Raw genomic sequence first — 24,652 nt, forward strand, 5'->3', positions numbered from 1 at the left:
ATCGGCGGCAGGCATGACGACTCAGCCCGGGTCGAGTTGCCAAGCCGATCCACTGATCGGGTCCAACCGCCCGGCACCGATCGGAGACCCGCACGTTCACCCGCCGGCGCCCACAGGCGCGTTGCTCGACAACCGGGAGGCGGCACTGGCAGACGGTTTGGAAGCGATGGGCGGCAGCGATCGCCCGGCCGACACGTCGCCGCTCCGGCCGTTCCGCCACGCCATTTTCCGCGACGTCTGGGTCGCCAACCTCCTGTCGCGCTTCGGCGGGCTGATCCAGTCGGTCGGCGCGTCCTGGCTGATGGTGTCGCTCGGCGCGTCGGCCACGCTGATCAGCTTGGTCCAGACCTCCACCACGCTGCCGATCATGCTGTTCTCGCTTATCGCCGGGGCACTCGCCGACACGTTCGACCGCCGCCAGCTGATGCTGGTGGCGCAGGCGTTCATGCTGCTGGTGTCGGTGGCGCTGTCGCTATGTGCCTGGTTCGGCGTGCTCACGCCCTGGCTGCTGCTGGTCTTCACCTTCCTGATCGGTACCGGCGCGGCGCTCAACGGGCCGGCGTGGCAGGCGTCGGTCGGCGACATGGTGCCGCGCGACGACCTGCCCGCGGCGGTGTCGCTGAACAGCATGGGGTTCAATGTCGCGCGGAGCACCGGGCCGGCGGTCGGCGGCCTGATCGTCGCCGCTTCCGGCGCGGCGGCAGCGTTCGCGGTGAACGCGGTCAGCTATCTCGGGCTGCTGATCGTGCTCGCCCGCTGGCGCTCACCCGACCGGCCCGAGCGATTGCAGCGGGAGACGCTCGGCCGCGCGGTGGGCGCGGGCGTCCGCTACGTCGCCCTGTCGCCGACGCTGATGACGGTGCTCGCGCGCAGCCTGGTCTTCGGGCTGGGCGCGAGCGCCGTTCCCGCGCTGATGCCGCTGGTCGCCCGCGACCTGGTGGCGGGTGGGCCGCTCACCTTCGGCCTGCTGCTCGGGGCGTTCGGGATCGGCGCGGTGGTCGGCGCCTATTACTCCAGCGGGCTGCGCCAGCGGCTGTCGACGGAGGGGTTCGTGCGGGCGGCGCTGCTGGCGCTCGCGGCGGCTTCGATCGTGACCGCGTACAGTTCCTTCACCGCGCTGACCATGGCCGCGCTGTTCGTCGGGGGGGCGGGCTGGGTGCTCGCGCTCTCCACCTTCAACGTGACCGTGCAGATGGCGTCGCCGCGCTGGGTGGTCGGACGGACGCTCGCGCTCTACCAAATGTCGGCGTTCGGCGGGATGGCGCTGGGCAGCTGGCTGTGGGGCGCGGTGACCGAGCGCACGGGCGTCGACATCGCGCTGCTGGCGGCGGCCGGAGTGTCGCTCGCCTGTCTGCTGATCGGTTTCCGCTATCCGCTGCCCGCCGCGCAGAAGCTCGACCTGGAGCCGCTCGGCCGCTGGCGGGAACCGCGGCTCGCGCTGCCGATCGAGGCGCGCAGCGGGCCGGTGGTGACCACGATCGAGTACCATATCGCCGAGGAATGGCTGCCCGAGTTCCTGCGCCTGATGGTCGAGCGCCGGCGCATCCGGCGCCGAGACGGTGCCAGGCACTGGTCGCTGATGCGCGACCTGGAGGCGCCGGAGGTCTGGGTCGAGCGCTACGACACGCCGACCTGGACGGAGAACGTCCGCCACAACGAGCGCGCGACCAGGGCCGACGCCGATGTCGCCGATCGCCTGCGCGCGCTCCACACGCCGGGCGAGCGGCCACGCGTCCACCGCCTGATCGTCCGCGATCTTGACGCAGTGCTCGACCCGGCGGCGGACCTGGCCGCGCTCGACCAGCCGCTTACCGACCCGGCCCGCCAGGCCTGACCCGGCGGTAGTGCCCGTCGATGCCGGTGCCGAGCAAGCAATAGTCGACCTGCCAGGGCCGGTGTGCAGGGTCGACATAGGCGAGGTCGAAGCCGTTCCCGGCCGGTCGGAGGATGAGAACTGGACCGTCGCCGGAACGCACCGTGTAGCCTTCAGGTGACGCGAGCAGCACGCCGTCCAGGTCGCAAGTCGGCCGGCGCTTGAAGCTCAGCGCGATACGCAGCCGCAATGCCGTGCCACGCCGACTGATACGCGCCGCACCGCCATAGCCTGCCTCGACCCGACGGAACGTGCCGGCGACCAGCGTTGCGCCGCGCTGAGCGGTCACGGAGGCCGTGGTGCCGTGCGGCACCACTAAGAGGAGGATAGGCAAAGCCGCCCAGGCCATGCAGCGCCCTACCAACATCCGGGCGCAGTCGGAAGGAGGGAGCGGGATCGGCCCGATCCGGCAAGCGTCCGTCGTGCGGCCTGGCTAGCTGTCGCCGCGCAGGCGGTACCCCACGCCGAGCTCGTTCGCGATCACGCTGCCGACCGGCCCCGCCGGCTCGAGCTTCTGACGCAGGTTGCGGATGACGATTCGGAGGTACTCGATTCGCGGGTCCTCGTCCGCGCCCCAGCAGGCGGTGAGCAGGCGCTCGTGCGTGACGACCCGGCCGATGTGCCGGGCGAGCACCGCCAGCACGTCATGCTCCTTGCGGGTCAGGTGCACCTCCTCGCTTCCCCGCCGGATCATCCGGCGATCGAGATCAATGGTGAGGTCGCCGCGCCTGATGATTTTCGGCGTCGTCCCGGACAGGCCCTGGTGGCGGAGCGCCACCCGCAGCCGGGCGAGCAGTTCGTCCGTGTCGAACGGCTTGGTGACGAAGTCGTCGGCGCCCAGGTCCAGCGCGGTCACCTTCTCGTCCACGGCGTCGCGGGCCGACACCACCAGGATCACCGCCTCGCTTTGTGCGCGCAGCAGCGGAATGACGCTCAGCCCGTCGCGGTCGGGCAGGCCTAGGTCGAGCAGGATCGCGCTCGGCTGCTCCGCGGCCGCCTGCCGCAGCGCGGCCTTGCCGCTCTCCGCCTCCACTACGGCATAGTCGGCGCGCAGCAGCGTGTTGCGGAGCAGGCGGCGGATGGCGACGTCGTCGTCGACGACCAGAATTTTGGCAGGCATGTCACGAGGTCCCTTGAAGCGGCGGGTCGCGGACGATCAGGGCGGACGGGAACACCAGCGTAAAGGCGGCACCGGTCCCCTCGGCGCGGTTGGCAGCCTCCACCGCCATGCCCATCGCGTCGGCAAAGGCCTTGACGATCGCGAGGCCGAGACCGGTGCCGCCGACCGCGCGATCGGAGCCTTCGAGCCGGCGAAAGGTCTCGAACACCTCCCCCTCGCGCCCCGGCGGCAGCCCCGGTCCGCGGTCGAGCACCGCGAGGCGCAGCTCGCCATAGCGGTGACGCCCTTCGATCACGATGTCGGTGCCCGGCTCGCCGTAGCGACCGGCATTGTCGAGCAGGTTGAGCAGGCAGTGGTGAAGCAGCTGCGGATCGACCCGTACCAGCGGCAGGTCGGGCGGCACGTTCAGCCGGACCGCGTGCCCCTCCAGCGCACGGCGCGCGTCGTGAGCGGCACCGGCGACCGCGTCGCTGAGGTCAGTCGCTTCCACCGCGAGCTTCAGCGCGCCGGCCTCCACCCGGGCCATGTCGAGCAGGTTGGCGACAAAGCGGTTCAGCCGCTGCGCCTCACTCTCGATCGTGGCGATCAGCGCGGGGGTGGTGCCGTGGTGGAGCTCGGCCGCGGCCGCGATCACGGCGGTGAGCGGCGTGCGCAGGTCGTGGCTTACCGAGGAGAGCAGCGCGGCGCGCAGGCGGTCGCGGGTGCGGACCACGTCCACGTCGCGCATCTCGGCCTGGAGTCGCAGCCGCTCCAGCACCAGCGCCGACTGGTCGATCAGGCTGGCGAGCAGCGGCAGCTGGTCGGCACGGACCGGCGCCCCCACCCTGTCGCTGGCGACACCCAGCACGGCAAGCACCCGCTCACCCGACTTCATGGGCTGAAACAGCCATTCCGACGCGGCAAGCGTGCCTGATCCCTTGCCCGCCGGACTGCCGGTATCGAACGTCCAGCTGGCGGCGGCATCGTCCATCGTGTCGAGCCGGTACGCCGGGTCGCTCGCCGCCAGGATCTCCCGTTCGGCGCCGTTGCCACGGCCGAGCAGAACCACCTGGACATCGAGCAGCCGGCCGACATCGTCGCAGATCATCTGCGCGGCGGCGTCCAGATCATTCACCCCGGCGATCTGACGCAGAAAACCGGCTAGGATCGCGTTGGTCCGGGCACTGGCAGCGGCGAGATCCGCCTGCGCCCTGACCCTTGCCGTCAGCTGGCTGGTCGCAATCGCGATGCCGAGCAGCACGAGCACGGAAACAACATTCTCCGGATTGCTGATCGTCAGCGTTCCGGTCGGCGGCAGAAAGAAGAAGTTGTAGGCCAGGCTGGAGGCGATCCCGGCGTAGAGGCCAGTCCGCAGGCCGTAGAGGCTGGCCGCCGCCATCACCGGCAGCAGGTAGAGCAAGGCCACGTTGCCGAGATCGAGGATCTGGAACAGCGCGCTCGCCAGTCCCGTCACCGCGGCGACCAGCAGGGTGGTCACCGCGTAGCCGGCCGGCGTGCCCCACTGCCCGGATCGCCCACGGGCACGCTGTGCGGCGGGCGACGCTGCCGCCATCGGCAGGACGTGCACGGTGACGTCCGGCGTATCGCGCACGAGCTGATCGACGATCGACCCATGCCGCAGCTCGAACCAGCGCGTGCGGTGCGACTTGCCGAGCACCAGCTGGGTCGCGCGCAGGTCGACCAGTACCGATTTGATGCCGGCGACGACGGTTTGCGCGGGCACCGTGGCGACCGCCCCGCCGAGCTGGGTCGCGAGCGTCATCGTCGCGGCGACGCGGGCATGTTGCTCATCGCTGAAGTGAACGGCGCGGGGCGTTTCGATGAAGACCGCGGTCCACGGACCGCGCAGTCCGTCGGCCACGCGCTTGGCGGCGCGGACCAGGGTGTCGCAGCCGGGAAGCTCGCTGATCGCCACCACGATCCGTTCGCTCCCCGCCCAGGTACCGCCGAGCCCCAGCGCGCGCACGTCCTCCAGCATGCGCGCGTCCACCGCCTGCGCGGCGCGGCGCAGCGCCAGTTCGCGCAGCGCGGACAGGTTGGATTTGGAGAAGAAATGGCCGAGCGCGCGGGTCGCCTCGTCCGGCAGGTAGACCTTTCCTGCCCGGAGTCGCTCGATCAGCTCGTCTGGTGGGATGTCGACCACCTCGATCTCGGCCGACTCAAGGATGCTGTCGGGGACCGTCTCCCGCACCCGCACCCGCGTAAAGCTCGCAACCACGTCGTTGAGGCTTTCGACGTGCTGGATGTTGACGGTCGAGTACACGTCGATCCCCGCCGCCAGCAGCTCCTCGACATCCCCATAGCGCTTCGGATGCCTGCTGCCCGGCGCATTGGTGTGGGCGAGCTCGTCGACCAGCACCAGCCGCGGCGCGCGCGCAAGGATCGCGTCCAGGTCCATCTCGCGCAACGTCCGCCCTTCGTAGGGGACGCTGCGGCGATCTATCACCTCATGCCCGCGGATCAGCGCCTCCGTCTCGGCGCGACCATGGGTTTCGACAACCCCGATCACGACATCGACACCGTCCCGACGTCGTGCCGCGCCCTCCGACAGCATCTCGTAAGTCTTGCCGACGCCGGGCGCCGCGCCGAGGAAGATCTTCAGCCGTCCCCGGTCCTCCCGCGCAGCAGCGCGCAGCAGGGCGTCAGGATCGGGGCGGCCCGGGTCCGGTCCTGGTCCGGATGCCGGCATCAGCGCGCGGGCGCCGCCGCGTCGAGGCCGCGGTTAAGCGCGAGCACGTTGACGTGCGGGTCGCCGAACGGCGACGTTTCGGTGTTCGCTGTGACGAGGCTGCGAACGCGCTCGACTGGCAAGCCACGGACCCGGGCGATGCGCGGCGCCTGCGCCAGCGCGGCCGCGGGCGAGAGGTCGGGATCGAGCCCCGAGCCGCTCGCGGTAACGAGATCGGCCGGCATCGGCCCGGTCACGCCTTCGCCCTGGCGCTTGGCGACGTCCGGCTTTACCCGATCAACCAGCGCCTGCGCGGCCGGGCCGAGGTTCGAGCCGGAGGAGGCAAGCCCGTCATAGCCCTTGCCGGCGGCCGATGGTCGCGTCTGGAAATAGCGGTCAGCGACGAACGCCTGGCCGACGACCGTCGAGCCGATCACCCGTCCGCCCGCATCGCGCACCAGGCTACCGTTCGCCTGGGCGGGGAAGATCGCCTGCCCGATCCCGGTCATCGCCAGCGGATAGACGAGGCCGAGCAGCGCCGCGAACAGGATCGTCATGACGATCGCCGGCCGGAACGCCGATGTGAAGTCCTTACCCATGTTCCTAGTCCTTTACGCGAGGCCGAGGCCGCCGACCACGAGGTCGATGATCTTGATGCCGGCGAACGGCGCGAGGAGCCCGCCGAGGCCGTAGATGGCGAGGTTGCGCGCGAGCAGCGGGCCCGCGGCCATCGGCTTGTAGGCGACGCCCTTCAGCGCCAGCGGCACCAGCAGCGGGATGATCAGCGCGTTGAAGATGATGGCGGAGAGGATCGCCGACTCCGGCGTCGCCAGCCCCATGACGTTGAGGACACCCAGGCCCGGATAGAGCGCCACGAACATCGCGGGGATGATCGCGAAGTATTTGGCGACGTCGTTCGCGACGGAGAAGGTCGTCAGCGCGCCGCGAGTCATCAGCAACTGCTTGCCGAGGCCCACGACCTCGATCAGCTTGGTCGGATCGCTGTCGAGGTCGACCATGTTGCCGGCCTCACGCGCGGCCTGCGTGCCGGTGTTCATGGCGACGCCGACGTCGGCCTGCGCGAGCGCAGGGGCGTCGTTGGTGCCGTCGCCGCACATCGCGACGAGCTTGCCACCGGTCTGTTCCTTGCGGATCAGCTCCAGCTTGTCCTCCGGCGTCGCCTGGGCGAGGAAGTCGTCGACGCCCGCCTCGGCGGCGATCGCGGCGGCGGTCAGCGGATTGTCGCCGGTGATCATCACCGTGCGAATCCCCATCGTGCGCAGCTCGCCGAAGCGCTCGCGGATGCCCGCTTTCACCACGTCCTTGAGGAAGATCGCGCCGAGCAGCCGCCCATCCTTGGCAACCGCGAGCGGGGTGCCGCCGGCGCGGGCGATCTCGTCGGTGATACGGCGCAGCTCGGTCGCCGCAGCGGTGCTGCCCAACCCTTCGTTGACGCGCAGGATCGAGTCGACCGCGCCCTTCTGGATCAGCGTGTCGCCGAAGCGCACGCCGGAGACACGCGTCTGAGCGGTGAACGGGATGACCTCCGCGCCCTCCGGCATCGTCTGCTGAAGGCCGAACTTGTCGCGCGCGAGCACGACAATCGAACGGCCTTCCGGCGTCTCGTCGGCCAGGCTCGCGAGCAGTGCCGCTTCCGCGAGCTCCGCCTCGCCGGTGCCGCCGACGCTGCGGAACTCGCTTGCCTGGCGGTCGCCCACGGTGATGGTGCCGGTCTTGTCGAGCAGCAGCACGTCGACGTCGCCCGCGGCCTCGACCGCGCGGCCCGACTTGGCCAGCACGTTGAAGCGGACAAGCCGGTCCATGCCCGCGATGCCGATCGCTGACAGCAGCGCGGCGATGGTGGTCGGGATGAGCGTGATCAGCAGTGCGGCCAGGATCGCGACCGGAATGCTGCCGCCGGCGTAGCTGGCGAAGCCGGGGATGGTGCCGACCGCGATCAGGAAGATGATGGTGAGACCCACCAGCAGGATCGTCAGCGCGACCTCGTTCGGGGTCTTTTGGCGCTCGGCGCCCTCGACCAGCGCGATCATGCGGTCGAGGAAACCCTTACCCGGCTCCACCGTGACCTTGACGCGGATCTCGTCGGAAATGACGCGGGTGCCCGCGGTCACGGCCGAACGATCGCCACCCGCCTCGCGGATCACCGGTGCACTCTCGCCGGTGATCGCGGCCTCGTTGACCGACGCGACACCGGACACGACCTCGCCATCGGACGGGATCAGGTCGTTCGTCTCGACGAGCACGATGTCGCCGACCTTCAGCTGACTGGCGGGCACGCTGTCGTGGGTGCGTCCATCGCCGGTCAGGCGCTTGGCGGTCAATTCCGCCTTGGTGGCGCGGAGCGACGCCGCCTGCGCCTTGCCGCGGCCTTCCGCCAACGCCTCGGCAAAGGTGCCGAACAGCACCGTCAGCCACAGCCAGACCGCCAGCTGCGCCTTGAAGGCGGTGCTGAGGTCGTCCTGCCCGATCACGAGCAGGACCGTCATCAGCGCTGCGACCGCGGCGGTGACGAACATGACGGGGTTGCGGACGAGTTCCCGCGGCGAGAGCTTCACGAACGACGCCTTGATCGCCGGCACGACGAGGTCGGCCGTGAACAGGCTCTTGGTCTGGGTGTTTGCCATGGTGGCCTCTCGTCAGAACAGCTGGCCGCGGATCATGCTGAGATGATCGGCGATGGGTCCGAGCGCGAGGCTCGGCAGGAAGGTGAGGCCGCCCAGGATCAGGACGATACCGACGAGCAGGCCGACCCACAGGCCGCCGGTGGTCGGAAAGGACCCCGCGCTCTCGGGCGTATACTTCTTGGCGGCCAGGCTGCCCGCGATCGCCAGCATCGGCACAATCACGAAGAAGCGGCCGAACCACATCGCGATCCCCAGCAGCCCGTTGTAGTAGGGCGTGTTGGCGGTGAGACCCGCGAAGGCGGAGCCGTTGTTTCCGACCGCGCTGGTGAAGGCGTAGAGAATCTCCGAGAAACCGTGCGGCCCCTTGTTGAGCGGCCCGGCCAGCCCCTGCTCCAGCACGCTCGACAGCGCGGTGAAGCCGAGGATGACGAGTGGCAGGACAGCGATCGCCAGCACGGCGAGCTTGACCTCGCGCGCCTCGATCTTCTTGCCGACATATTCGGGCGTGCGGCCGACCATGAGGCCTGCGACGAACACCGCCAGGATCGCAAACAGCAGGAAGCCGTAGATGCCCGCGCCGACGCCGCCGATCACGACCTCGCCCAACTGGATGTTAAACAGCGGGATCATGCCGCCGAGCGCGGTGAAGCTGTCGTGCATCGAGTTCACCGCGCCGCACGAGGCGGCGGTGGTGACGACGGAGAAGAGCGCGCTGGCGGCGATGCCGAAGCGCACTTCCTTGCCCTCCATGTTGCCGCCAGCGACGCCCAGTTCGTGGAGGATCGGGTTGCCCGCTGCTTCCTGCCAGTAGGTGACGGTGACGCCCGCGAGGAACAGGATCACCATCGCCGACAGGATCGCCCAGCCCTGGCGGGTGTTGCCGACCGCCTTGCCGAACGTCCACGTCAGGCCGAAACCGATAACGAAGATCGACAGCATCTGAACCAGGTTGGTCAGCGCGGTGGGGTTCTCGAACGGATGCGCGGAGTTGGCGTTGAAGAAGCCGCCGCCGTTGGTGCCGAGCATCTTGATCGCCTCCTGGCTGGCGATGGGGCCGAGCAGGATCGACTGGCGGACACCCTCCAGCGTGTTCACGTCGACCGCACCCGCCATCGTCTGCGGAACGCCGCTCGCAATCAGGAACAGCGCGTACACGATGCAGATCGGCAGCAGCAGGTAGAGTGTGACCCGCGTAACGTCGGCCCAGAAGTTGCCGATCGTCGTTGCGCTGCGCCGCGCGAAGCCGCGAAACAGCGCAAAGGCGAGCGCGATGCCGGTCGCCGCCGACAGGAAGTTGTGGATGGTCAGCCCCAGCATCTGGCTGAGGTTGGACATGGTGCTCTCACCGCCGTAGCTCTGCCAGTTGGTGTTGGTGGTGAAGCTGACCGCGGTGTTGAAGGCGAGGTGCGGCGACAGCCCGGCGAGCCCCTGCGGGTTCCCCGGCAGCACGCCCTGCAGCCGCAGCACCGCGTAGGTGAAGACCATCAGCGAAACGTTGAACAGCAGCATGTGCACGGCATAGCGCCGCCAGCCCTGCTCGGCCGCGGGATCGATTCCGGCGATCTTGTAGAAGCCGCGCTCGACTGGCCCGAGCACGACATGGAGTGGCGTCCGCCGTCCCTCGTAGAGGGCGTGGAGCCACAGTCCGACCGGCTTGGTAAGCGCCAGCAGGATGCCGACGAACAGCAGGATCAGGAACCAGCCCTGAAGTGTCATGGATCCGCTCCCTTCAGAAGCGTTCGGGGCGGATCAGCACCGCCACCAGGTAGACGAGCAGCCCGAGCGCGGTGAGCGCGGCGAGCCAGAGATCGAGGGTCATCGCGTCATCCCTTAGGCATTGTCGCAGAGGCGGGCGTAGGCGAGCGTCAGCCCGACCAGCCCCACCATGATCGCGATCCAGAGCAGGTCTTCCATCAGCGGCCTCCTGTCAGAACGCAGCCGTCAGCGAGGCCAGCACCGTGCTGCCGGCAATGTTGCCGGTGCCGTCCTGGCCCTTGCTGAAGCTCGGGCGCAGGTATCCTGCCTCCCGATTGGAGATGTTCGTGTCGACCCACGAGAGATTGAAGGTCAGGTTGCGGAAAGTGGCATCCGCGCCGATCGACCAGTCCCAATACTTGCCCGTCGGTGACACGGCGGTCGCGTTGGGCCCCAGTCCATCCTGGCCCCAGCTGTGCCCGATGTGCGCCTTGGCGGTGATCGGCGTGCCGACGAGCGCGAACGCGCCGTCGCCCCACAGGTAGAGGTTGTCGTCCTTGGCGCCGGGATCAGTATACACGCCCGCCGCCGCATCGGCGCCGGTGCGGTACCAGCGGCCGAGCGCCTGCTGCTTGGGCGCATAGGCCGCGCCTGCGGTGAGGGTGGCGGGGCCGGTCGTTCCGGTCAGCTTGACGTAGGGCTCCGCGAAGTCGGTCTTGTCCGCGCCGCCCGGATACATGTACCAGGTCAGGCCGACGTCCAGCGTCGCGTTGTCGGCGAGGGCGGCCTTGTAGCCGCCGATCAGGTCCAGCTCCATGTTGGCGCCGCCGAACGTTCCCCAGCTGGCCAGGTTCGACGCCCACACGCCCGCGTAGACGCCGCTGCGGTGCCCAACCGTGATCCCGCTTTGCACCGCCATTTCCCGGTCCGACTGCGACACGCCGCGGAAACGGTAGTCGGAGGCGATCGCGGCCGAACCGCTGACCGTGATCGCGGCGGGCGGTTCCGTCTCGCCCGCATCCGCCGTGTCGCCAGCCGTCGTCTGCGCCTGCGCCGCGACCGGCGACGCCGCGAGCAGCACAAGCGCCGCAGCCTGATAGAACGTCATTCCCGCACCTCTTGGTAGCGGCGGTCGTCAATGCGCGCCGCCTTCAGGAACAGGCGATTAGGCGGATGACGCATAGGAATTCGAGAGCGATTCCCTGCTTTCGCATAGTGCGCGCATAGTGTTCGCGTTGTGCGACGCCGGCCGGTCTCTCGCCCCGCCGCGGCGGTGGTGCTACAGCGCCGTCACGCGGCGGGGATGCGGGGGCGTGGTTGTTGGACGATCCTGACGGGGAGCTGGTCCGGGCCGCGCAGGCGGGGGATCGCGCCGCCTTTGCCGCGCTGCTGGAGCGGCACTACGACCGAGTCCACGGCCTTGCCTGGCAACTGACCGGCTCGCGCGCGGACGCGGAAGACGTCGCGCAGGACGTGTGCTGCGCGCTGGTCGAAAAGATCGGCGGCTTTCGCGGCGAGGCGAAGTTCACGACCTGGTTGTGCGGGATCACCCTCAATGCCGCGCGCGACCTGCACCGCCGCCGCCGATCGCTGCGCGGCCTTGCCGAGCGGCTGGCGGTCGTCACGGGGCTGGCGCCGCGCCCGGACGGCCGCGACCTCCACGACGCCATGTGGGTCACGAGCGCCGTCGCCCGGCTGAAGCCCGCCTACCGTGACACGGTGGCGCTGGTCGCCGGTCAGCAGCTGAGCCACGCGGAGGCGGCCGCGCTGCTCGGCGTGGCGGAGGCGACGGTGTCGTGGCGGATGCACGAGGTCCGCCGGCTGCTCTCGCAGGGCGATGCCACGGCCTGAAGTTTTTCTTCGCGCGCTCCCAAGGATCGGCCGCGATCCCGCGTCGAAGGGTCATGCGGGTGATGGTGCCCGCGTGACCCTGAAGGGGAGCATCAATGTCCCAAGCTCGATCCATTGCCGGCCTCGTCGCGGTCTCCGTCCTGCTTGCCGCCTGCGCCGCACACCGCGACAGCGAGCCGGTTGAAAGCGCCGCCGCCAACGCCGCTGCACGGGCCGGAGCGGAGGAGATCATCGTCACCGGCCAGCATGTGCCGGGAGTGATCGCATCGCTCGCGACCATCCCGCCGCCGCCCCCACCGCCCCCGCCGCCGGCTCCCGCAGCCCCCCGCCTGATGAGGATGCAGGAGCCGAACTTCCCACGACCTGTTCAGGTCGAGGCGCGCGACCGCTTTACTGCCACCCAGTCCAACCCCTTCCGGCAGGTGCGCGAGGAGCCCGTCTCCAGCTTCTCCATCGACGTCGACACCGCATCCTACGCCTTCGTGCGCGCCTCCCTCACCCGGAATGTCCTGCCGCAGCCCGCAGCGGTGCGGGTCGAGGAGCTGGTCAACTATTTCCCCTACGCATACGCGCCCGCCCGCTCCGCCGCAGAGCCGTTCAGCACCGATGTCGCGGTCATGCCGAGCCCGTGGACGGCAGGTCGCAAGATCGTCCGCATCGGCATCCGCGGGTACGAGATCACGCGCGCCGTCCGGCCCCGCGCCAACCTCGTCTTCCTGATCGACACCTCCGGCTCGATGAGCGCGCCCAACCGGCTGCCGCTCGTCAAGCAGTCGCTGGCGATGCTGCTCGAGCAGCTCGACCCGAACGACCGCGTAGCGATCGTGACCTATGCCGGCCAGGCGGGCACCGCGCTCGAACCTACCCGGGTCGCGGACAAGGCGCGTATCCTGGCGGTGCTCGACCGGCTGGGTGCCGGCGGCAGCACGGCTGGGGCGGAGGGGATCCGCCAGGCTTATGCACTTGCGCAGCAGAACCTCGACCCGCGCGGCGTCAACCGCGTGATCCTGGCGACCGACGGCGACTTCAACGTCGGCATTACCGATCCGGACGCCCTGAAGGGCTTCGTCGAGCGCGAGCGCGCAAAGGGCGTCTTCCTGTCCGTGCTCGGCTTCGGGATGGGGAACTACAACGACGCGCTGATGCAGACGCTGGCGCAGAACGGCAATGGCGCGGCCGCCTACATCGACACGGTCGCGGAAGCGCGCAAGACGCTGGTTGAGGAGGCGAGTGCGACGCTGTTCCCTATCGCCAAGGACGTGAAGATCCAGGTCGAGTTCAACCCCGCAACCGTCGCCGAGTACCGGCTGATCGGATACGAGACGCGGATGCTGGCGCGCGAGGACTTCGAGAACGACCGGGTCGATGCGGGCGAGGTCGGGTCGGGTCAGACCGTGACCGCGCTGTACGAGATCGTGCCGGTCGGCGGCCCGCGCGCGAGCGGCGACCTGCGCTACGCCCGGCCGACCCCGGCCACTGCGACCGGCGGGGGCGAGTACGGCTTCGTCAAGATCCGTTACAAGCTGCCGAAGGCGTCGGCGAGCCGGCTGCTCGCCACCCCGATCCGCCGCGCCGGCGCGTTCGCCCGGCTGGAGGACGCGCCGCGCGATGCACGCTTCGCCGTCGGGGTCGCGGCGTTCGGCGAGTTGCTGCGCGGTGGCAAGTACAGCGGCACGACGAGCTACGACGACGTGCTGCGCATCGCGGGCGGTGCGCGCGGCGACGATCCGTTCGGGTATCGCGCGGAGTTCGTCCAGCTCGTCCGGCAGGCGAAGACCGCGGCCTCGATGGCGCAACTGGAGCGCTGACGCGCCGTTCGGGTGTCGCCGGGCGGCACCCGATCGGGTCGCGCACCCGGTGCGTTGCGGCTATAGGCGACGACCAGATGCTCCCGACCGTCTCCTCGCCCGATCAGCGCCGGTGCCCGGTCCGCCGGCAGGTGACGGGCGCGTGAGCGATCGCGGCGATCCGGCGTCGCTGCTGCCCCCTGCGCCGCCGCCGCGACCGGCGCAGCGACGCGCGGCGATCGACGCGGCGCTCGCGCGCTTCGACGGGGTGGAGGCGGACGGGGCCGCGCCGACGGCGCGCCCACCGCGGTCGCGGCGCTGGCCGCAGCTGTCGGCGCTCGTCACTGTGGCGCTGGTCGGCGTCGTCAGCGTGACGCTGTGGAACACGCCGGCGTTTCGCGAGGCCACACCGCCCAGAGCCGAGCAAGCGGCGCGCGCGCCCGCAACGGTGCCGACCGCGTCCAAGCGAACCGATCAGGAGCAGCCGGCGCTCGCCGATGCGGCGAGGCTTGAGAGACCGGCGGAGGCACCCGCACCGACGATCCGGGAGGCTCCGGTCGAGGATCGCGCCGCGGCGGAGGTGGTGTCCGCCCCGCCGCCCGTCTCCACCGCGCCCGCGCTGATCGAATCACAGAAGGTCGTGCCGCCGCCGCCCCCCCCTCCTCCTCCTCCTCCTCCTCCGCCGCCGCCGCCGTCACCACCGCCCCCTCCCGCACCGGCGGCACCGCCTGCGGCGATGGCCCGCGCCGCTGCCGAGCCGGCGAGAGAGGCCGAAGGCTCGTCCGGTGACGAGATCGTGGTCACCGGTGCCAACGTCGCGCGCCGGGACGGGCGTGCCGCACTGGCACTGGCCGAGCTACGCGCGACGCCGAGCGCGGCGCGCGGCGGCTGGAACGCGTGCACCATCGACGATCCGGCCCGGAGTCTTGCCGCCTGCCGGTCGGCGATCGACCCGGCGCGGCCCGGCCGCCGGGGACGCAGCGACGCGCTGCTGGCCGACGCACTCGGTTACGCTTGGGGCGGCGACGATCGCGCGGCAGCCGCGGCGCTGGACCGCGCGGTGGCGGCGGGCGACGATCCCGCGCTCGCCCATCTTAACCGTGGCATGCTCCGCGCGCGGCGCGGTGACGCGCGGGGCGCCCGCGCCGATCTCGATCGCGCGATCCGGCTCGCGCCGCGATCGGCGCAGGCGCTCTACCAGCGCAGCCTGCTCCGCGCGCAGCGCGGCGACGCCGCCGGCGCGGCGGCCGACGCGGCCCGCGCGCTAGCGATCGATCCCGGCTACCGCGCGGTCATCCGCTGACCGCGGCCGGCACCAGCCCGAGCCGGACGCGCGCACGCCAACGGGCGCCGAGCATCAGCGAGACCGCCAGCAGCCCGATCGCCAGCCCCCACCACACGCCCTCTCCGCCGAGCGGGGTGTAGAAACCGAGCACCACCGACGCGCCGAAGCCGATCACCCAGTAGCCGAACAGCGCGACCAGCATCGGCACGCGGGTGTCCTGCAGCCCGCGCAGCACGCCCGCGGCGACCGCCTGCGCCCCGTCGACCAATTGGAAAACCGCCGCGATCGCCAGGAAGGCGGTGGCGGTGCGTGCGACGGCGAGGTCGGCCGCCCGCGCGCGGTCGATGTAGAGCCCGACGAGCGCGTCCGGGATCGCCCAGATCACCGCCGCGGTCACCGCCATGACCGCGATCCCCGCCGCGAGCGCGACATTGCCGGCGAGCGCGATGCCGCGCGGGTTCCTGGCGCCGAACGCCAGGCCGACGCGCACGGTGGATGCCTGCGCGATGCCGAACGGCAGTTGGAAGGTGAAGGCGGCGATATTGAGCGCGATGCCGTGCGCCGCCACCTCCGTCACGCCGATCAGCCCCATCAGCAGCGCCGCGCCGCTGAACAGCCCGCCCTCCAGCATCCACATCAGCATGATCGGCAGCCCGAGCCGCAGGATCGTTCGTGCCCGCTCCGCATCGAAGCGCCACCAGCGCCCGAACAGGTGGTAGCGGCGCAGGCGGCGGTCGCCGAGCAGCACCGCCGCGTAGGCGGCCGCCATCGCGGCGAAGCAGAGCAGGTTGGCGAGCGCCGACCCGAGCAGCCCCAGCGCGGGCACGCCGAGCCGCCCGAACACGAACACCCAGTTGCCGACGAGATTGAGCGCGAGCGCCAGCGCGGTGATCGTGAAAGTCCAGCCCGGCCGCCCGAGCGCCGCGGCGGCGGTGCGCATCACGCCGGCCGCGACCGCGAGCGGCACCGCCACCGTCAGCACGCGAAGGAACGCGCCGGCGCGACGCGCGACCTCCACCTCCTGCCCCAGCGCGCCGAGCAGCAGCTCGCCGTGCCATAGTAGCAGCATCGGAACGATCGAGCCGATCACGCCGACCCACAACGCCATGCGGAAGCTGCGCCTGACCTCCCGCACCGCATGCGCGCGCTGACCCAGTTCGGCGGCGATCAGCGGTGCCGCCGCGCCCGACAGGCCGATCAGCGCATAGCTCAGGAGGTTGAACAGGAACGCACCCAGCGTCGCGGCGGCGAGGTCGGGGGCACCGAGCCGCGCGACGAAGATCACGTCGACCGCGGAGATCGCCATCTGGAGCAGATTGGCGCCGACCAGCGGCACCGCGAGGCGGAGGAGCGCGGGCAGTTCGTCGCGCCACGTCTGCGATCGGAGCGGCGACAGCGAGGGAGCGGCAACAGCGGTCACCCGCTGCGCCTTAGCCGTGCCTCCCGGCGATTGCGACGCTCGCGCGAGTCGTTATCGTGGCGGCATGACCGCAGTTCTCCTATGGGCGGCGCTGCTCGCCCAGGCCGCCCCGCCCGCCGCCATCCCGCCCCGCGTCGACCGGGTGCTCGCCCGCGCGCCAGTGATCGACGGGCACAACGATCTCGCCTGGGAGATCCGCACCGAGTATGACGCACGGCTCGACGCGGTCGACCTGACCCGCGACACCTCACGCCTCACCAAGCCGCTCCAGACCGACATTCCGCGGCTGAAGAAAGGGCGGGTCGGGGGGCAGTTCTGGTCGGTCTACATCCCCGCCGACGTGACCGGCGCCGCCGCCGTCCAGACCACGCTCGACCAGATCGACATCGTCCACCGGATCGTCCGCCGCTACCCGCAGGCGTTCGAGCTCGCGCGCACCGCCGCCGACGTCCGCCGGATCGCCGCAGCGGGCAAGGTCGCGTCGATGATCGGGATGGAGGGCGGCCATCAGATCGGCGGCCGCCTGTCGGCGCTCCGCGAATTCCGCAACCTGGGCGTGCTCTACATGACGCTGACCCACGGCAAGAGCCTCGGCTGGGCCGATTCGTCCACCGACGCCGCCCGCGCCGGCGGGCTGTCGCCGTTCGGTCGGCAGGTGGTGGCGGAGATGAACCGGGTCGGCATGATCGCCGACGTCAGCCACGTGTCGGACGCCACGATGGCCGCGGTGCTCGACGTCAGCCGCGCGCCGGTGATCGCGTCGCACTCTTCCGCCCGCGCGCTCGCCGACCGGCCGCGCAACATCCCGGACGCCCTGCTCAGGCGTATCGCGGCCAACGGCGGTGTGGTGATGGTCAACTTCTACCCCGCTTTCCTGTCCGAAGCGTGGAACGGCTGGGACAACGGCAGGCGAGCCGCGGCCAAGCAGGCCGGGCTCCAGGATCTGCCGCCGGTCGGTCGGGCGAACGGCGCGCTTGCAGACTGGGATCGGGCCCATCCCGAGCCGGTGGTGGACGCCGCTACGGTCGCGAACCACGTCGCGCATATCGCGCGGGTCGCTGGCCACGATCATGTCGGGATCGGCGCCGACTTCGACGGCATCAGCGGCGCGGGTCCCGTCGGCATGAAGGGGGTCGACAGCTATCCGCTGCTGTTTGCCGAACTCGCCCGCCGCGGGTGGAGCGACGCTGACCTCGCCAAGCTGTCGCAGGGCAACGTGCTGCGCGTCATGGACCGGGTCGAGGCGGTCGCGCGCGAGCTGGCGAGCGTGCCGCCGGTCGACGCGAATGATCCGGGCTCTGCCACCACGCCCTGATTGTCACCCCGGCGCAGGCCGGGGTCCAGTAGCGACCAACTCAGCGAGCAGGCGGTGTGCTTACCAACGATCGTCTCGCGACTGGACCCCGGCCTGCGCCGGGGTGACAGTTGATGTAACGCTCAGCCGACGAACGCGCGCTCGATGACGTAGGTGCCCGGATCGGCGTTCGATCCTTCGGTGAAGCCGAGGCCGTCGAGCAGCTCGGCGGTCTCGCGGATCATGGCGGTGGAGCCGCACAGCATCACGCGGTCGCTTTCGGGATCGAGCCGCTTCTCGCCGCCGAGCCCGTCGGGGAACAGCTGGCCGTTCTCGAGCAGCGCGCCGATCCGGCCCGAGGTGTGGAACGGTTCGCGGGTGACGGTTGGAACGTAGAAGAACTGCGCGCCTGCCTCCTCGCTGACCAGCGGGTCCTCGCTCCAGCGTGCGACCTGCTCATCATGATAAGCGAGGTCGCTGACCCGCCGGACCGAGTGCGCGACCACCACCGTATCGAAGCGGCTGTAGATGTCGGGATCGCGCGCGACCGACAGGAAGGGCGCGAGCCCGGTGCCGGTCGACAGCAGGAACAGCCGCTTGCCGCCGAGCAGCGCGTCGGCGACGAGCGTGCCGGTCGGCTTGCGGCCGAGGTAGAGCTCGTCGCCCGCCTCAACCTGCTGCAACCGCGACGTGAGCGGCCCCTCGGCGACCTTGATCGACAGGAACTCCAGCTCGTCCGCCCAGGATGGGCTGGCGACCGAGTAGGCCCGCACCAGCGGCTTGTTGCCGTCGTGCAGGCCCAGCATCACGAACTCGCCCGAGCGGAAGCGCATGGAAGCCGGCCGCTCTACCGCTAGGCTGAACAGATGCTCGTTCCAGTGCTTGACCCACAGAACCTTGACGGTGTCGAAGGCGGCGCTCTCGGGCTGGACGAGAGGCGCGCGGTCGGTGGCGGGGGCAAGCTCGGGCAAGGTCGACATCAATCCTCGTTGCGAAACGTTCGCAGATGTTGGGGGTAACCGCGGCGCTCTAGATTCGATCCGGCGCGCGGACAAGCAAGCTATCGGGCGCCGCGGTAAAGGGTGGGTTGGCCAAGCCTCGACTATCGTCACCCCAGCTAAGGCTGGGGTCCATGTCTGCCGGTCATCAGCGGAACGTCACCGCTCGCGGCGAGAGACATGGATGCCAGCCTTCGCTGACACGACGGTAGGTCAGATACCGCCGTCCGTAATGACGTACCCCGCCCCCTGCAGACGCGCGCGCAGGTCGGCGACGCAGGCGTCCGCTCGGGCGGAATCGGCCGAACGGACCACGAAATTGGCGCCGACCCGCCCGTCGCGGAAGAAGGGATAGCTGCCGATCGACACGCGCGCGTCACCCTCCCCGCCCGCATCGCGCTCGGCCTGGCGGAGCAGGTCGGCCACCTCGCTCTCCGCCACCCAGCCGCCGATCGTGCGGCTGACCACCGGGCGCCCGCCCTCCAGCGTGCCGGTCAGCGTGTCGAGCATGCCGGCGGTGATGTGGGGCACGCCCGCCATGACGAACCAGTTGCCGAGCCTGATGCCGGGTGCCCCCGATACGCGGTTGTGGATCAGGGTCGCCCCCTCCGGCACCCGCGCCATCCGCAACCGCGCCTCCGTCAGCCCGCCGCGCGTCTCGTAGTAGCGCTCCAGGATCGCGCGCGCCTCCGGGTGGACGACGACGCCGACGCCCGCTGCCCTGGCGACCGCATCGACGGTGATGTCGTCGTGGGTCGGTCCGATCCCGCCGGTCGTGAACAGATAGTCGTTCTCCGCCGCCAGCGCCCGCACCGCGGCGACGATCCGGTCCTCGACGTCCGGCACGATCCGGACCTCGGCCAGGCGGATGCCCTGGACGTTCAGCCAGGACGCGAGCTGCGCGACATTCTTGTCCTGGGTTCGCCCGGAGAGGATCTCGTCACCGATCACCGCCAGCGCGGCCGTCCAGATGCGTGTCATGACCCAGGCGCATAGCGAAACCGCGCCGCAGCCGCTATATGCCATGCCATGACAGACTATGTGACCGACGACGCGCCCCTCACCCGAACCGGCGCGATCCGCCTCCACGGTCCGGACGGGTTCGAGGGCATGCGCCGGGCCGGGCGGCTCGCCGCGGAGGCGCTGGACGCGGTCGTGCCCCATGCCGTCCCGGGCGTGACCACCGCCGAGCTCGACCGCATCGTGTACGAAACGATGGTGGCGGGCGGCGGCGTGCCCGCGACGCTCGGCTATCGCGGCTACACGCACTCGAGCTGCATCTCGATCAACCATGTCGTCTGCCACGGCATCCCGGGCGATCGGGCGCTGAAGGACGGCGACATCGTCAACATCGACGCGACCGTCATCTTGGACGGGTGGCACGGCGACAACAGCCGCATGTACCTGATCGGCGACAACGTCCCCATCAAGGCGAAGCGGCTGGTCGAGGTGACCTACGAGTGCCTGATGATCGGGATCGAGCAGGCGAAGCCCGGCGCACGGCTGGGCGACGTGTCCCACGCGATCCAGACCCATGCCGAGCGCCAGCGCTACAGCGTCGTTCGCGATTTCTGCGGCCACGGCGTCGGCCAGCTGTTCCACGACGCGCCGGAGGTGGTCCATGTCGGCCGCCCGGGCACGGGACCGGAGCTCAGGCGGGGCATGTTCTTCACGATCGAGCCGATGATCAACATCGGCAAGCCCGACGTGAAGCTGCTCGACGACGGCTGGACCGCGGTGACGCGCGACCGCTCGCTTTCGGCGCAGTTCGAGCACTCGATCGGCATCACCGAGGACGGCTGCGAGATCTTCACGCTCTCGCCCAAGGGCTTCCACAAGCCGCCGTACTGAGTCCCCGCCTAGACGGATCGTCTAGGGACCGGATCGCACGACCGGCGTAGGGGAAGAGCCGCACGCAAGAGGAGCGGTTCCATGTCCGGCGCAACGGCGATCCTGTCTTCCATCCAGCCGAGCTTCCAGCGGCGCAACGATCCCGACCCTGCCGTGGTCGCCGGACGGGCGATCGCCGATGCGGACGGCGACATGGGCAAGCTGCGCGCCGCGATCGAGGCGGTGAAGGCGGACGATCCGGCGCTCGGCACCGCCGTGGAAGCGGCGACGCTCGCGCGGCTCACCCCGGTGCAGCGCGGCGACTATGCTAGTGCCCGCTACAGCATCACCGCGCCGGATGCGCAGCCGGTGACGTTCCAGGCGACCGCGCCGACGGTCCGCCAGGATTTCGATCGGCCTGCCGATGCGAGCCGCGCCGCGCTCTACGCGCGCTTCGACCGGATCTGGGGCGACGGCAACGCCGTTACCGACGACGTCGCCCGGATCGAGGCCGGGCTGCGCACGATGCAGTCGAGCGGGCTGACCTTGGCGCAGGTGGAGGCGGCACCGCGGTCGGCCGCGGCCAACGGTCCCGACCTCGGCACCCTCGCCCTCGATCTCACCCAGATCGGGCTCGATGTCGTCGGCATCTTCGAACCGACGCCGTTCGCCGATGGCAGCAACGCCGTCATCTCGCTCGGCCGGGGCGTGTACGACGGGATCACGCAGCGGAGCTGGGGCGCCTTCGGCTCGCGCGCGCTCGACGCCGGCATCTCAGGGCTCGGCGTTTTCTCCTACGTCGGCGACACGGCGAAGCTCGCCCGCCTGCCGAAGCTCGCCGGAACGGTTGCCGACGCCGTCCGGCTCGCCGCCAGCAACCCGGCCGCGCGCGAGGCGCTGGAGCCCGGGCTGCGCGCGATCAAGGACGCGGTCGACAAGATCCCCACCGGCGCGATCGAGCAGCTGCCCACCGCGGCACGCGAGTCGATCCAAACGATGAAGACCCAGCTGGACGAGCTGTTCGGGGCCGGCGCCCGCGGCGCGGACGAGGTTGCCGACGCCGGCGTGCTCTCTGCCCGGATCGGCCGCAACAGCGTCGAGTGGACGGTGGATGCGCAGGGTCGCCCGACCAAGGTCAGCGCCACGCTGTCCGAGCTGCAGCCGAGCGGCGCAGCGCGGGGCAGCGACGAGCTTGCAGCGCAGGACCGCGTCCGCGAGCGCGGCCTGGCCGACGACGATGCCGGCCACGTCATCGGCCACCGCTTCCTGGGCGACCAGGGAACGCGCAACATGTTCCCGCAGAACTTCAACTTCAATCGTTCCGCCTACAAGACGATGGAGAATGAGTGGGCCGCCTGGATCGAGAACGGCGGCACGGTGAAGGTGAACGTCGAGCTGCTCGGCGGCACGGGTGACCGGCCGGATCAGGTCCGGGTCGCCTATGAGGTGCTGAACGAGGCCGGGGAGCGCGTCTTCCGCAACGGTGCGCGCTTCGCCAATCAAGCCGACCAGGTCTTTGCGCGGGTGCCGACCGCTGATATCCGGCGTACGCTCGGCCAGTGAGGCCGATCGCTCTCCTACTGGCAGGCCTGCTCCTCATGGCAAACGCTTCCTTCGATCGCGACCGCGCCGACGCCTTGATCCAGGACTTGGGCCGCGAGATCGTCCGCAGCCCGGAATTCGCCGATCAGCAATGGTCGGCGATCGCGGTAGTAATCGACCTCGACCGGCAGGAGCGGATGTACGGCTACCGCTACTGGGACGCCGCCGAGTGGGATGCCGCCATTCCGTCGTTCGACACGCTCGATGTCGGCACCGAGCTGCGCGGCGCCATGCGGGTGCCGGGGCAGGAGCCCTGGAAGAAGTGTCTCGTGCAGATCAGCCGCGCGACCGGGCGAGTCGACATCGACTTCGACTATGACGGCGACAAGTGGGCCCCGGACATCAAGGATCCCAAGCGCTTCGCCCTGTCGCTTCGCCCCGCTTGAGGGGCAACGATCAAGCGCCCGCTGCCGCAACGATGACCGCAGGCGTTGATCTTTCACTCGACAAGGTGCCCTCACCGTCACTGCGCGATTCGTGAGCAGCGCCGCCGGTTTGCCGCATATTGCGGCAGTCGTCATCGTTCCGCTGCGAAACGGACGCACACGTCACCTTGATTTGCGGAGCTGGCACGGCTCTTGATAGGCGCACCAGCGGGGAGGCGATTCCGTGAAGAAGATCGAAGCAGTCATCAAGCCGTTCAAGCTTGATGAGGTGAAGGAGGCGCTGCACGAAGTCGGCGTCAGCGGCATCACCGTTACGGAGGCCAAGGGCTTCGGCCGGCAGAAAGGCCATACCGAACTCTACCGCGGCGCCGAGTACGTCGTCGATTTCCTGCCCAAGGTGAAGCTGGAGGTGGTCGTCGAGGACGGGCTTGCCGAGCGCGTGGTGGAGGCGATCGCCGCCGCCGCGCAGACCGGCCGGATCGGCGACGGCAAGATCTTCGTCATCCCGGTCGAGACGGCGCTGCGCATCCGCACGGGCGAGCGCAACGAAGACGCGATTTGACGCGGCGCAATATCCTGTGAAAATGTCGCACCGCGACGCAACATGATTCTGCCGCCCGCACCGGCGCGGCTTCACCCGAAGAGCAGAGGGCATCCACCATGGCGACCACGGCCGCAGACATCCTGAAGAAGATCGAGAGCGAGGAGATCGAGTGGATCGACCTGCGGTTCACCGACCCCAAGGGCAAGTGGCAGCACCTGACCATGGTCGCGTCCGTGATGGGCGAGGACGAGTGGACCGACGGCCTCATGTTCGACGGCTCCTCCATCGAGGGTTGGAAGGCGATCAACGAGTCGGACATGGTGCTGAAGCCCGATCTGGACGCGGTCTACACCGATCCCTTCTCGGCGACGCCGATGCTGATCGTGTTCTGCGACATCGTCGAGCCCTCGACCGGCGAACTCTACGCGCGCGATCCGCGCTCGACCGCCAAGCGCGCCGAGGCCTACCTGAAGACCACCGGCGTCGGCGACACCGTCTATGTCGGGCCGGAGGCGGAGTTCTTCCTGTTCGACGATGTGCGGTTCGAGAACAGCTACTCGACCAGCTACTACAAGATCGACGACATCGAGCTCCCGGGCAATTCGGGCCGTGAGTATGAGGGCGGCAACCTTGCCCACCGTCCCCGCGCCAAGGGCGGCTACTTCCCGGTCGCGCCTGTGGACAGCGCTGTGGATATTCGTGGGGAAATGGTCTCCACGATGATCGAGATGGGCCTGCCCTGCGACAAGCACCACCATGAGGTGGCGGCCGCGCAGCACGAGCTCGGCCTGACCTTCGGCACGCTGACGACCACTGCGGACCGGATGCAGATATACAAGTACGTCGTGCACCAGGTCGCGCACGCCTACGGCAAGACCGCAACCTTCATGCCCAAGCCGATCAAGGAGGATAACGGCTCGGGCATGCACACCCACTTCTCGATCTGGGACGGCAAGACGCCGCTGTTCGCCGGCAACGGCTATGCGGGCCTCTCCGACCTGTGCCTCTACTTCATCGGCGGCATCATCAAGCACGCGAAGGCAGTGAACGCCTTCACCAACCCGTCGACCAACTCGTACAAGCGGCTGGTGCCGGGGTACGAGGCGCCGGTGCTGCTGGCCTATTCGGCGCGCAACCGCTCGGCGTCGTGCCGCATCCCGTACGGGACGGGGCCGAAGTCGAAGCGCGTCGAGGTCCGCTTCCCCGACGCGCTCGCAAACCCGTATCTCGCCTACGCCGCGCTGATGATGGCGGGAATGGACGGCATCCAGAACAAGCTTCATCCGGGCGAGGCGATGGACAAGAACCTGTACGACCTGCCCCCGGCCGAGCTCGCCGAGGTGCCGACGGTCGCCGGCTCGCTCCGCGAGGCGCTCGACGCGCTGGAGGCCGATCACGACTTCCTGCTGAAGGGCGACGTGTTCTCGAAGGACCAGATCGAGGCCTACGTCGAGATCAAGCGCGGCGAGGTCGCCCGCTGGGAGATGACGCCGAGCCCGGTCGAGTATGACATGTACTACAGCGGGTGAGCGCGCCGCGCCGGCGCGCGGTGCAGACCAGCGAAGCTAGGTCCGCACACCCGCTGCCGGCCGGCCTTGCTACAGCAAGGACCGACGACGCGGCTTCGCTGCGGCGGTGATTGGGAGGGCGTCCG

The 24,652-nt window shown here is 69.9% G+C and carries 21 protein-coding genes; 10 read left to right on the top strand and 11 right to left on the bottom strand.

Going from position 1 to position 24,652, the window contains the following annotated elements; translation table 11 throughout:
• Positions 1-166 precede the first annotated feature (166 nt).
• Positions 167-1,834 (top strand): MFS transporter, encoded by a 1,668-nt coding sequence (locus CRO12_RS00860; RefSeq protein WP_097063254.1) that lies wholly within the window; start codon positions 167-169, stop codon positions 1,832-1,834.
• Here the strand turns inward: CRO12_RS00860 and CRO12_RS00865 are convergent.
• The 8 genes from CRO12_RS00865 to CRO12_RS00900 all read right to left on the bottom strand — a co-directional run bounded on the left by CRO12_RS00865 (position 1,809) and on the right by CRO12_RS00900 (position 11,109).
• Positions 1,809-2,222 carry a hypothetical protein gene (locus CRO12_RS00865; protein ID WP_144033484.1) on the bottom strand — a complete coding sequence of 138 codons (414 nt, stop codon included), beginning with the start codon at positions 2,220-2,222 and terminating at the stop codon, positions 1,809-1,811. The genes CRO12_RS00860 and CRO12_RS00865 overlap by 26 nt on opposite strands.
• 84 nt (positions 2,223-2,306) lie before the next feature.
• Positions 2,307-2,993 carry a response regulator transcription factor gene (locus CRO12_RS00870; protein ID WP_097062156.1) on the bottom strand — a complete coding sequence of 229 codons (687 nt, stop codon included), beginning with the start codon at positions 2,991-2,993 and terminating at the stop codon, positions 2,307-2,309.
• Between the two features lies 1 nt (position 2,994).
• Positions 2,995-5,682, bottom strand: a complete 2,688-nt coding sequence (locus CRO12_RS00875) for a sensor histidine kinase (protein WP_097062157.1) — start codon at positions 5,680-5,682, stop codon at positions 2,995-2,997.
• On the bottom strand, positions 5,682-6,260 hold the full coding sequence (kdpC, locus tag CRO12_RS00880) for a potassium-transporting ATPase subunit KdpC (protein ID WP_097062158.1): 579 nt from the start codon (positions 6,258-6,260) through the stop codon (positions 5,682-5,684). The genes CRO12_RS00875 and kdpC overlap by 1 nt, the downstream gene beginning before the upstream one ends.
• A gap of 12 nt (positions 6,261-6,272) precedes the next feature.
• The gene (kdpB, locus tag CRO12_RS00885) at positions 6,273-8,306 is read right to left on the bottom strand and encodes a potassium-transporting ATPase subunit KdpB (RefSeq protein ID WP_097062159.1); all 2,034 of its coding nucleotides are present in this window, start codon (positions 8,304-8,306) and stop codon (positions 6,273-6,275) included.
• Between the two features lie 12 nt (positions 8,307-8,318).
• Entirely contained in the window at positions 8,319-10,022 is a 1,704-nt protein-coding gene (gene kdpA, locus CRO12_RS00890; protein WP_097062160.1) for a potassium-transporting ATPase subunit KdpA, read from the bottom strand.
• Between the two features lie 13 nt (positions 10,023-10,035).
• The gene (gene kdpF / locus CRO12_RS00895) at positions 10,036-10,125 is read right to left on the bottom strand and encodes a K(+)-transporting ATPase subunit F (protein ID WP_037531783.1); all 90 of its coding nucleotides are present in this window, start codon (positions 10,123-10,125) and stop codon (positions 10,036-10,038) included.
• Positions 10,126-10,233: 108 nt separating this feature from the next.
• The gene (locus CRO12_RS00900; protein ID WP_097062161.1) at positions 10,234-11,109 is read right to left on the bottom strand and encodes a TorF family putative porin; all 876 of its coding nucleotides are present in this window, start codon (positions 11,107-11,109) and stop codon (positions 10,234-10,236) included.
• A 212-nt stretch (positions 11,110-11,321) separates the two neighbouring features.
• Here CRO12_RS00900 and CRO12_RS00905 point away from each other — a divergent pair, with 212 nt between their 5' ends.
• The 3 genes from CRO12_RS00905 to CRO12_RS17840 all read left to right on the top strand — a co-directional run bounded on the left by CRO12_RS00905 (position 11,322) and on the right by CRO12_RS17840 (position 14,942).
• Positions 11,322-11,852, top strand: coding sequence for an RNA polymerase sigma factor (locus CRO12_RS00905; RefSeq protein ID WP_179640789.1), 531 nt, complete (start codon positions 11,322-11,324; stop codon positions 11,850-11,852).
• A gap of 95 nt (positions 11,853-11,947) precedes the next feature.
• The gene (locus tag CRO12_RS00910) at positions 11,948-13,660 is read left to right on the top strand and encodes a vWA domain-containing protein (RefSeq protein ID WP_097062163.1); all 1,713 of its coding nucleotides are present in this window, start codon (positions 11,948-11,950) and stop codon (positions 13,658-13,660) included.
• Between the two features lie 142 nt (positions 13,661-13,802).
• Complete coding sequence (locus CRO12_RS17840; RefSeq protein ID WP_179640791.1) at positions 13,803-14,942, top strand: tetratricopeptide repeat protein; 1,140 nt, start codon at positions 13,803-13,805, stop codon at positions 14,940-14,942.
• On the opposite strand, the gene CRO12_RS00925 is transcribed toward CRO12_RS17840, so the two are convergent.
• Entirely contained in the window at positions 14,932-16,344 is a 1,413-nt protein-coding gene (locus CRO12_RS00925; protein WP_245858096.1) for an MATE family efflux transporter, read from the bottom strand. The genes CRO12_RS17840 and CRO12_RS00925 overlap by 11 nt on opposite strands.
• A 64-nt stretch (positions 16,345-16,408) precedes the next feature.
• Here CRO12_RS00925 and CRO12_RS00930 point away from each other — a divergent pair, with 64 nt between their 5' ends.
• On the top strand, positions 16,409-17,659 hold the full coding sequence (locus CRO12_RS00930; protein WP_097062165.1) for a dipeptidase: 1,251 nt from the start codon (positions 16,409-16,411) through the stop codon (positions 17,657-17,659).
• 122 nt (positions 17,660-17,781) lie between these two features.
• Here CRO12_RS00930 and CRO12_RS00935 read toward each other — a convergent pair whose 3' ends face one another.
• Entirely contained in the window at positions 17,782-18,618 is an 837-nt protein-coding gene (locus CRO12_RS00935; RefSeq protein WP_097062166.1) for a ferredoxin--NADP reductase, read from the bottom strand.
• A gap of 231 nt (positions 18,619-18,849) precedes the next feature.
• The gene (locus CRO12_RS00940) at positions 18,850-19,617 is read right to left on the bottom strand and encodes a competence/damage-inducible protein A (protein ID WP_097062167.1); all 768 of its coding nucleotides are present in this window, start codon (positions 19,615-19,617) and stop codon (positions 18,850-18,852) included.
• Between the two features lie 48 nt (positions 19,618-19,665).
• Here CRO12_RS00940 and map point away from each other — a divergent pair, with 48 nt between their 5' ends.
• From map to glnA, 5 genes are all read left to right on the top strand, one after another.
• The gene (gene map / locus CRO12_RS00945) at positions 19,666-20,487 is read left to right on the top strand and encodes a type I methionyl aminopeptidase (protein ID WP_097062168.1); all 822 of its coding nucleotides are present in this window, start codon (positions 19,666-19,668) and stop codon (positions 20,485-20,487) included.
• Positions 20,488-20,568: 81 nt separating this feature from the next.
• On the top strand, positions 20,569-22,029 hold the full coding sequence (locus CRO12_RS00950; protein WP_097062169.1) for a DNA/RNA non-specific endonuclease: 1,461 nt from the start codon (positions 20,569-20,571) through the stop codon (positions 22,027-22,029).
• Between the two features lie 35 nt (positions 22,030-22,064).
• Positions 22,065-22,454 (top strand): hypothetical protein, encoded by a 390-nt coding sequence (locus CRO12_RS00955; protein ID WP_097062170.1) that lies wholly within the window; start codon positions 22,065-22,067, stop codon positions 22,452-22,454.
• 223 nt (positions 22,455-22,677) lie between these two features.
• Complete coding sequence (locus CRO12_RS00960; RefSeq protein ID WP_097062171.1) at positions 22,678-23,016, top strand: P-II family nitrogen regulator; 339 nt, start codon at positions 22,678-22,680, stop codon at positions 23,014-23,016.
• A gap of 98 nt (positions 23,017-23,114) precedes the next feature.
• Complete coding sequence (glnA, locus tag CRO12_RS00965; protein WP_097062172.1) at positions 23,115-24,527, top strand: type I glutamate--ammonia ligase; 1,413 nt, start codon at positions 23,115-23,117, stop codon at positions 24,525-24,527.
• Positions 24,528-24,652 lie beyond the last annotated feature (125 nt).

It is taken from the genome of Sphingomonas guangdongensis (assembly GCF_900199185.1).
GTDB classification, from domain to species: Bacteria; Pseudomonadota; Alphaproteobacteria; order Sphingomonadales; family Sphingomonadaceae; genus Sphingomonas; species Sphingomonas guangdongensis.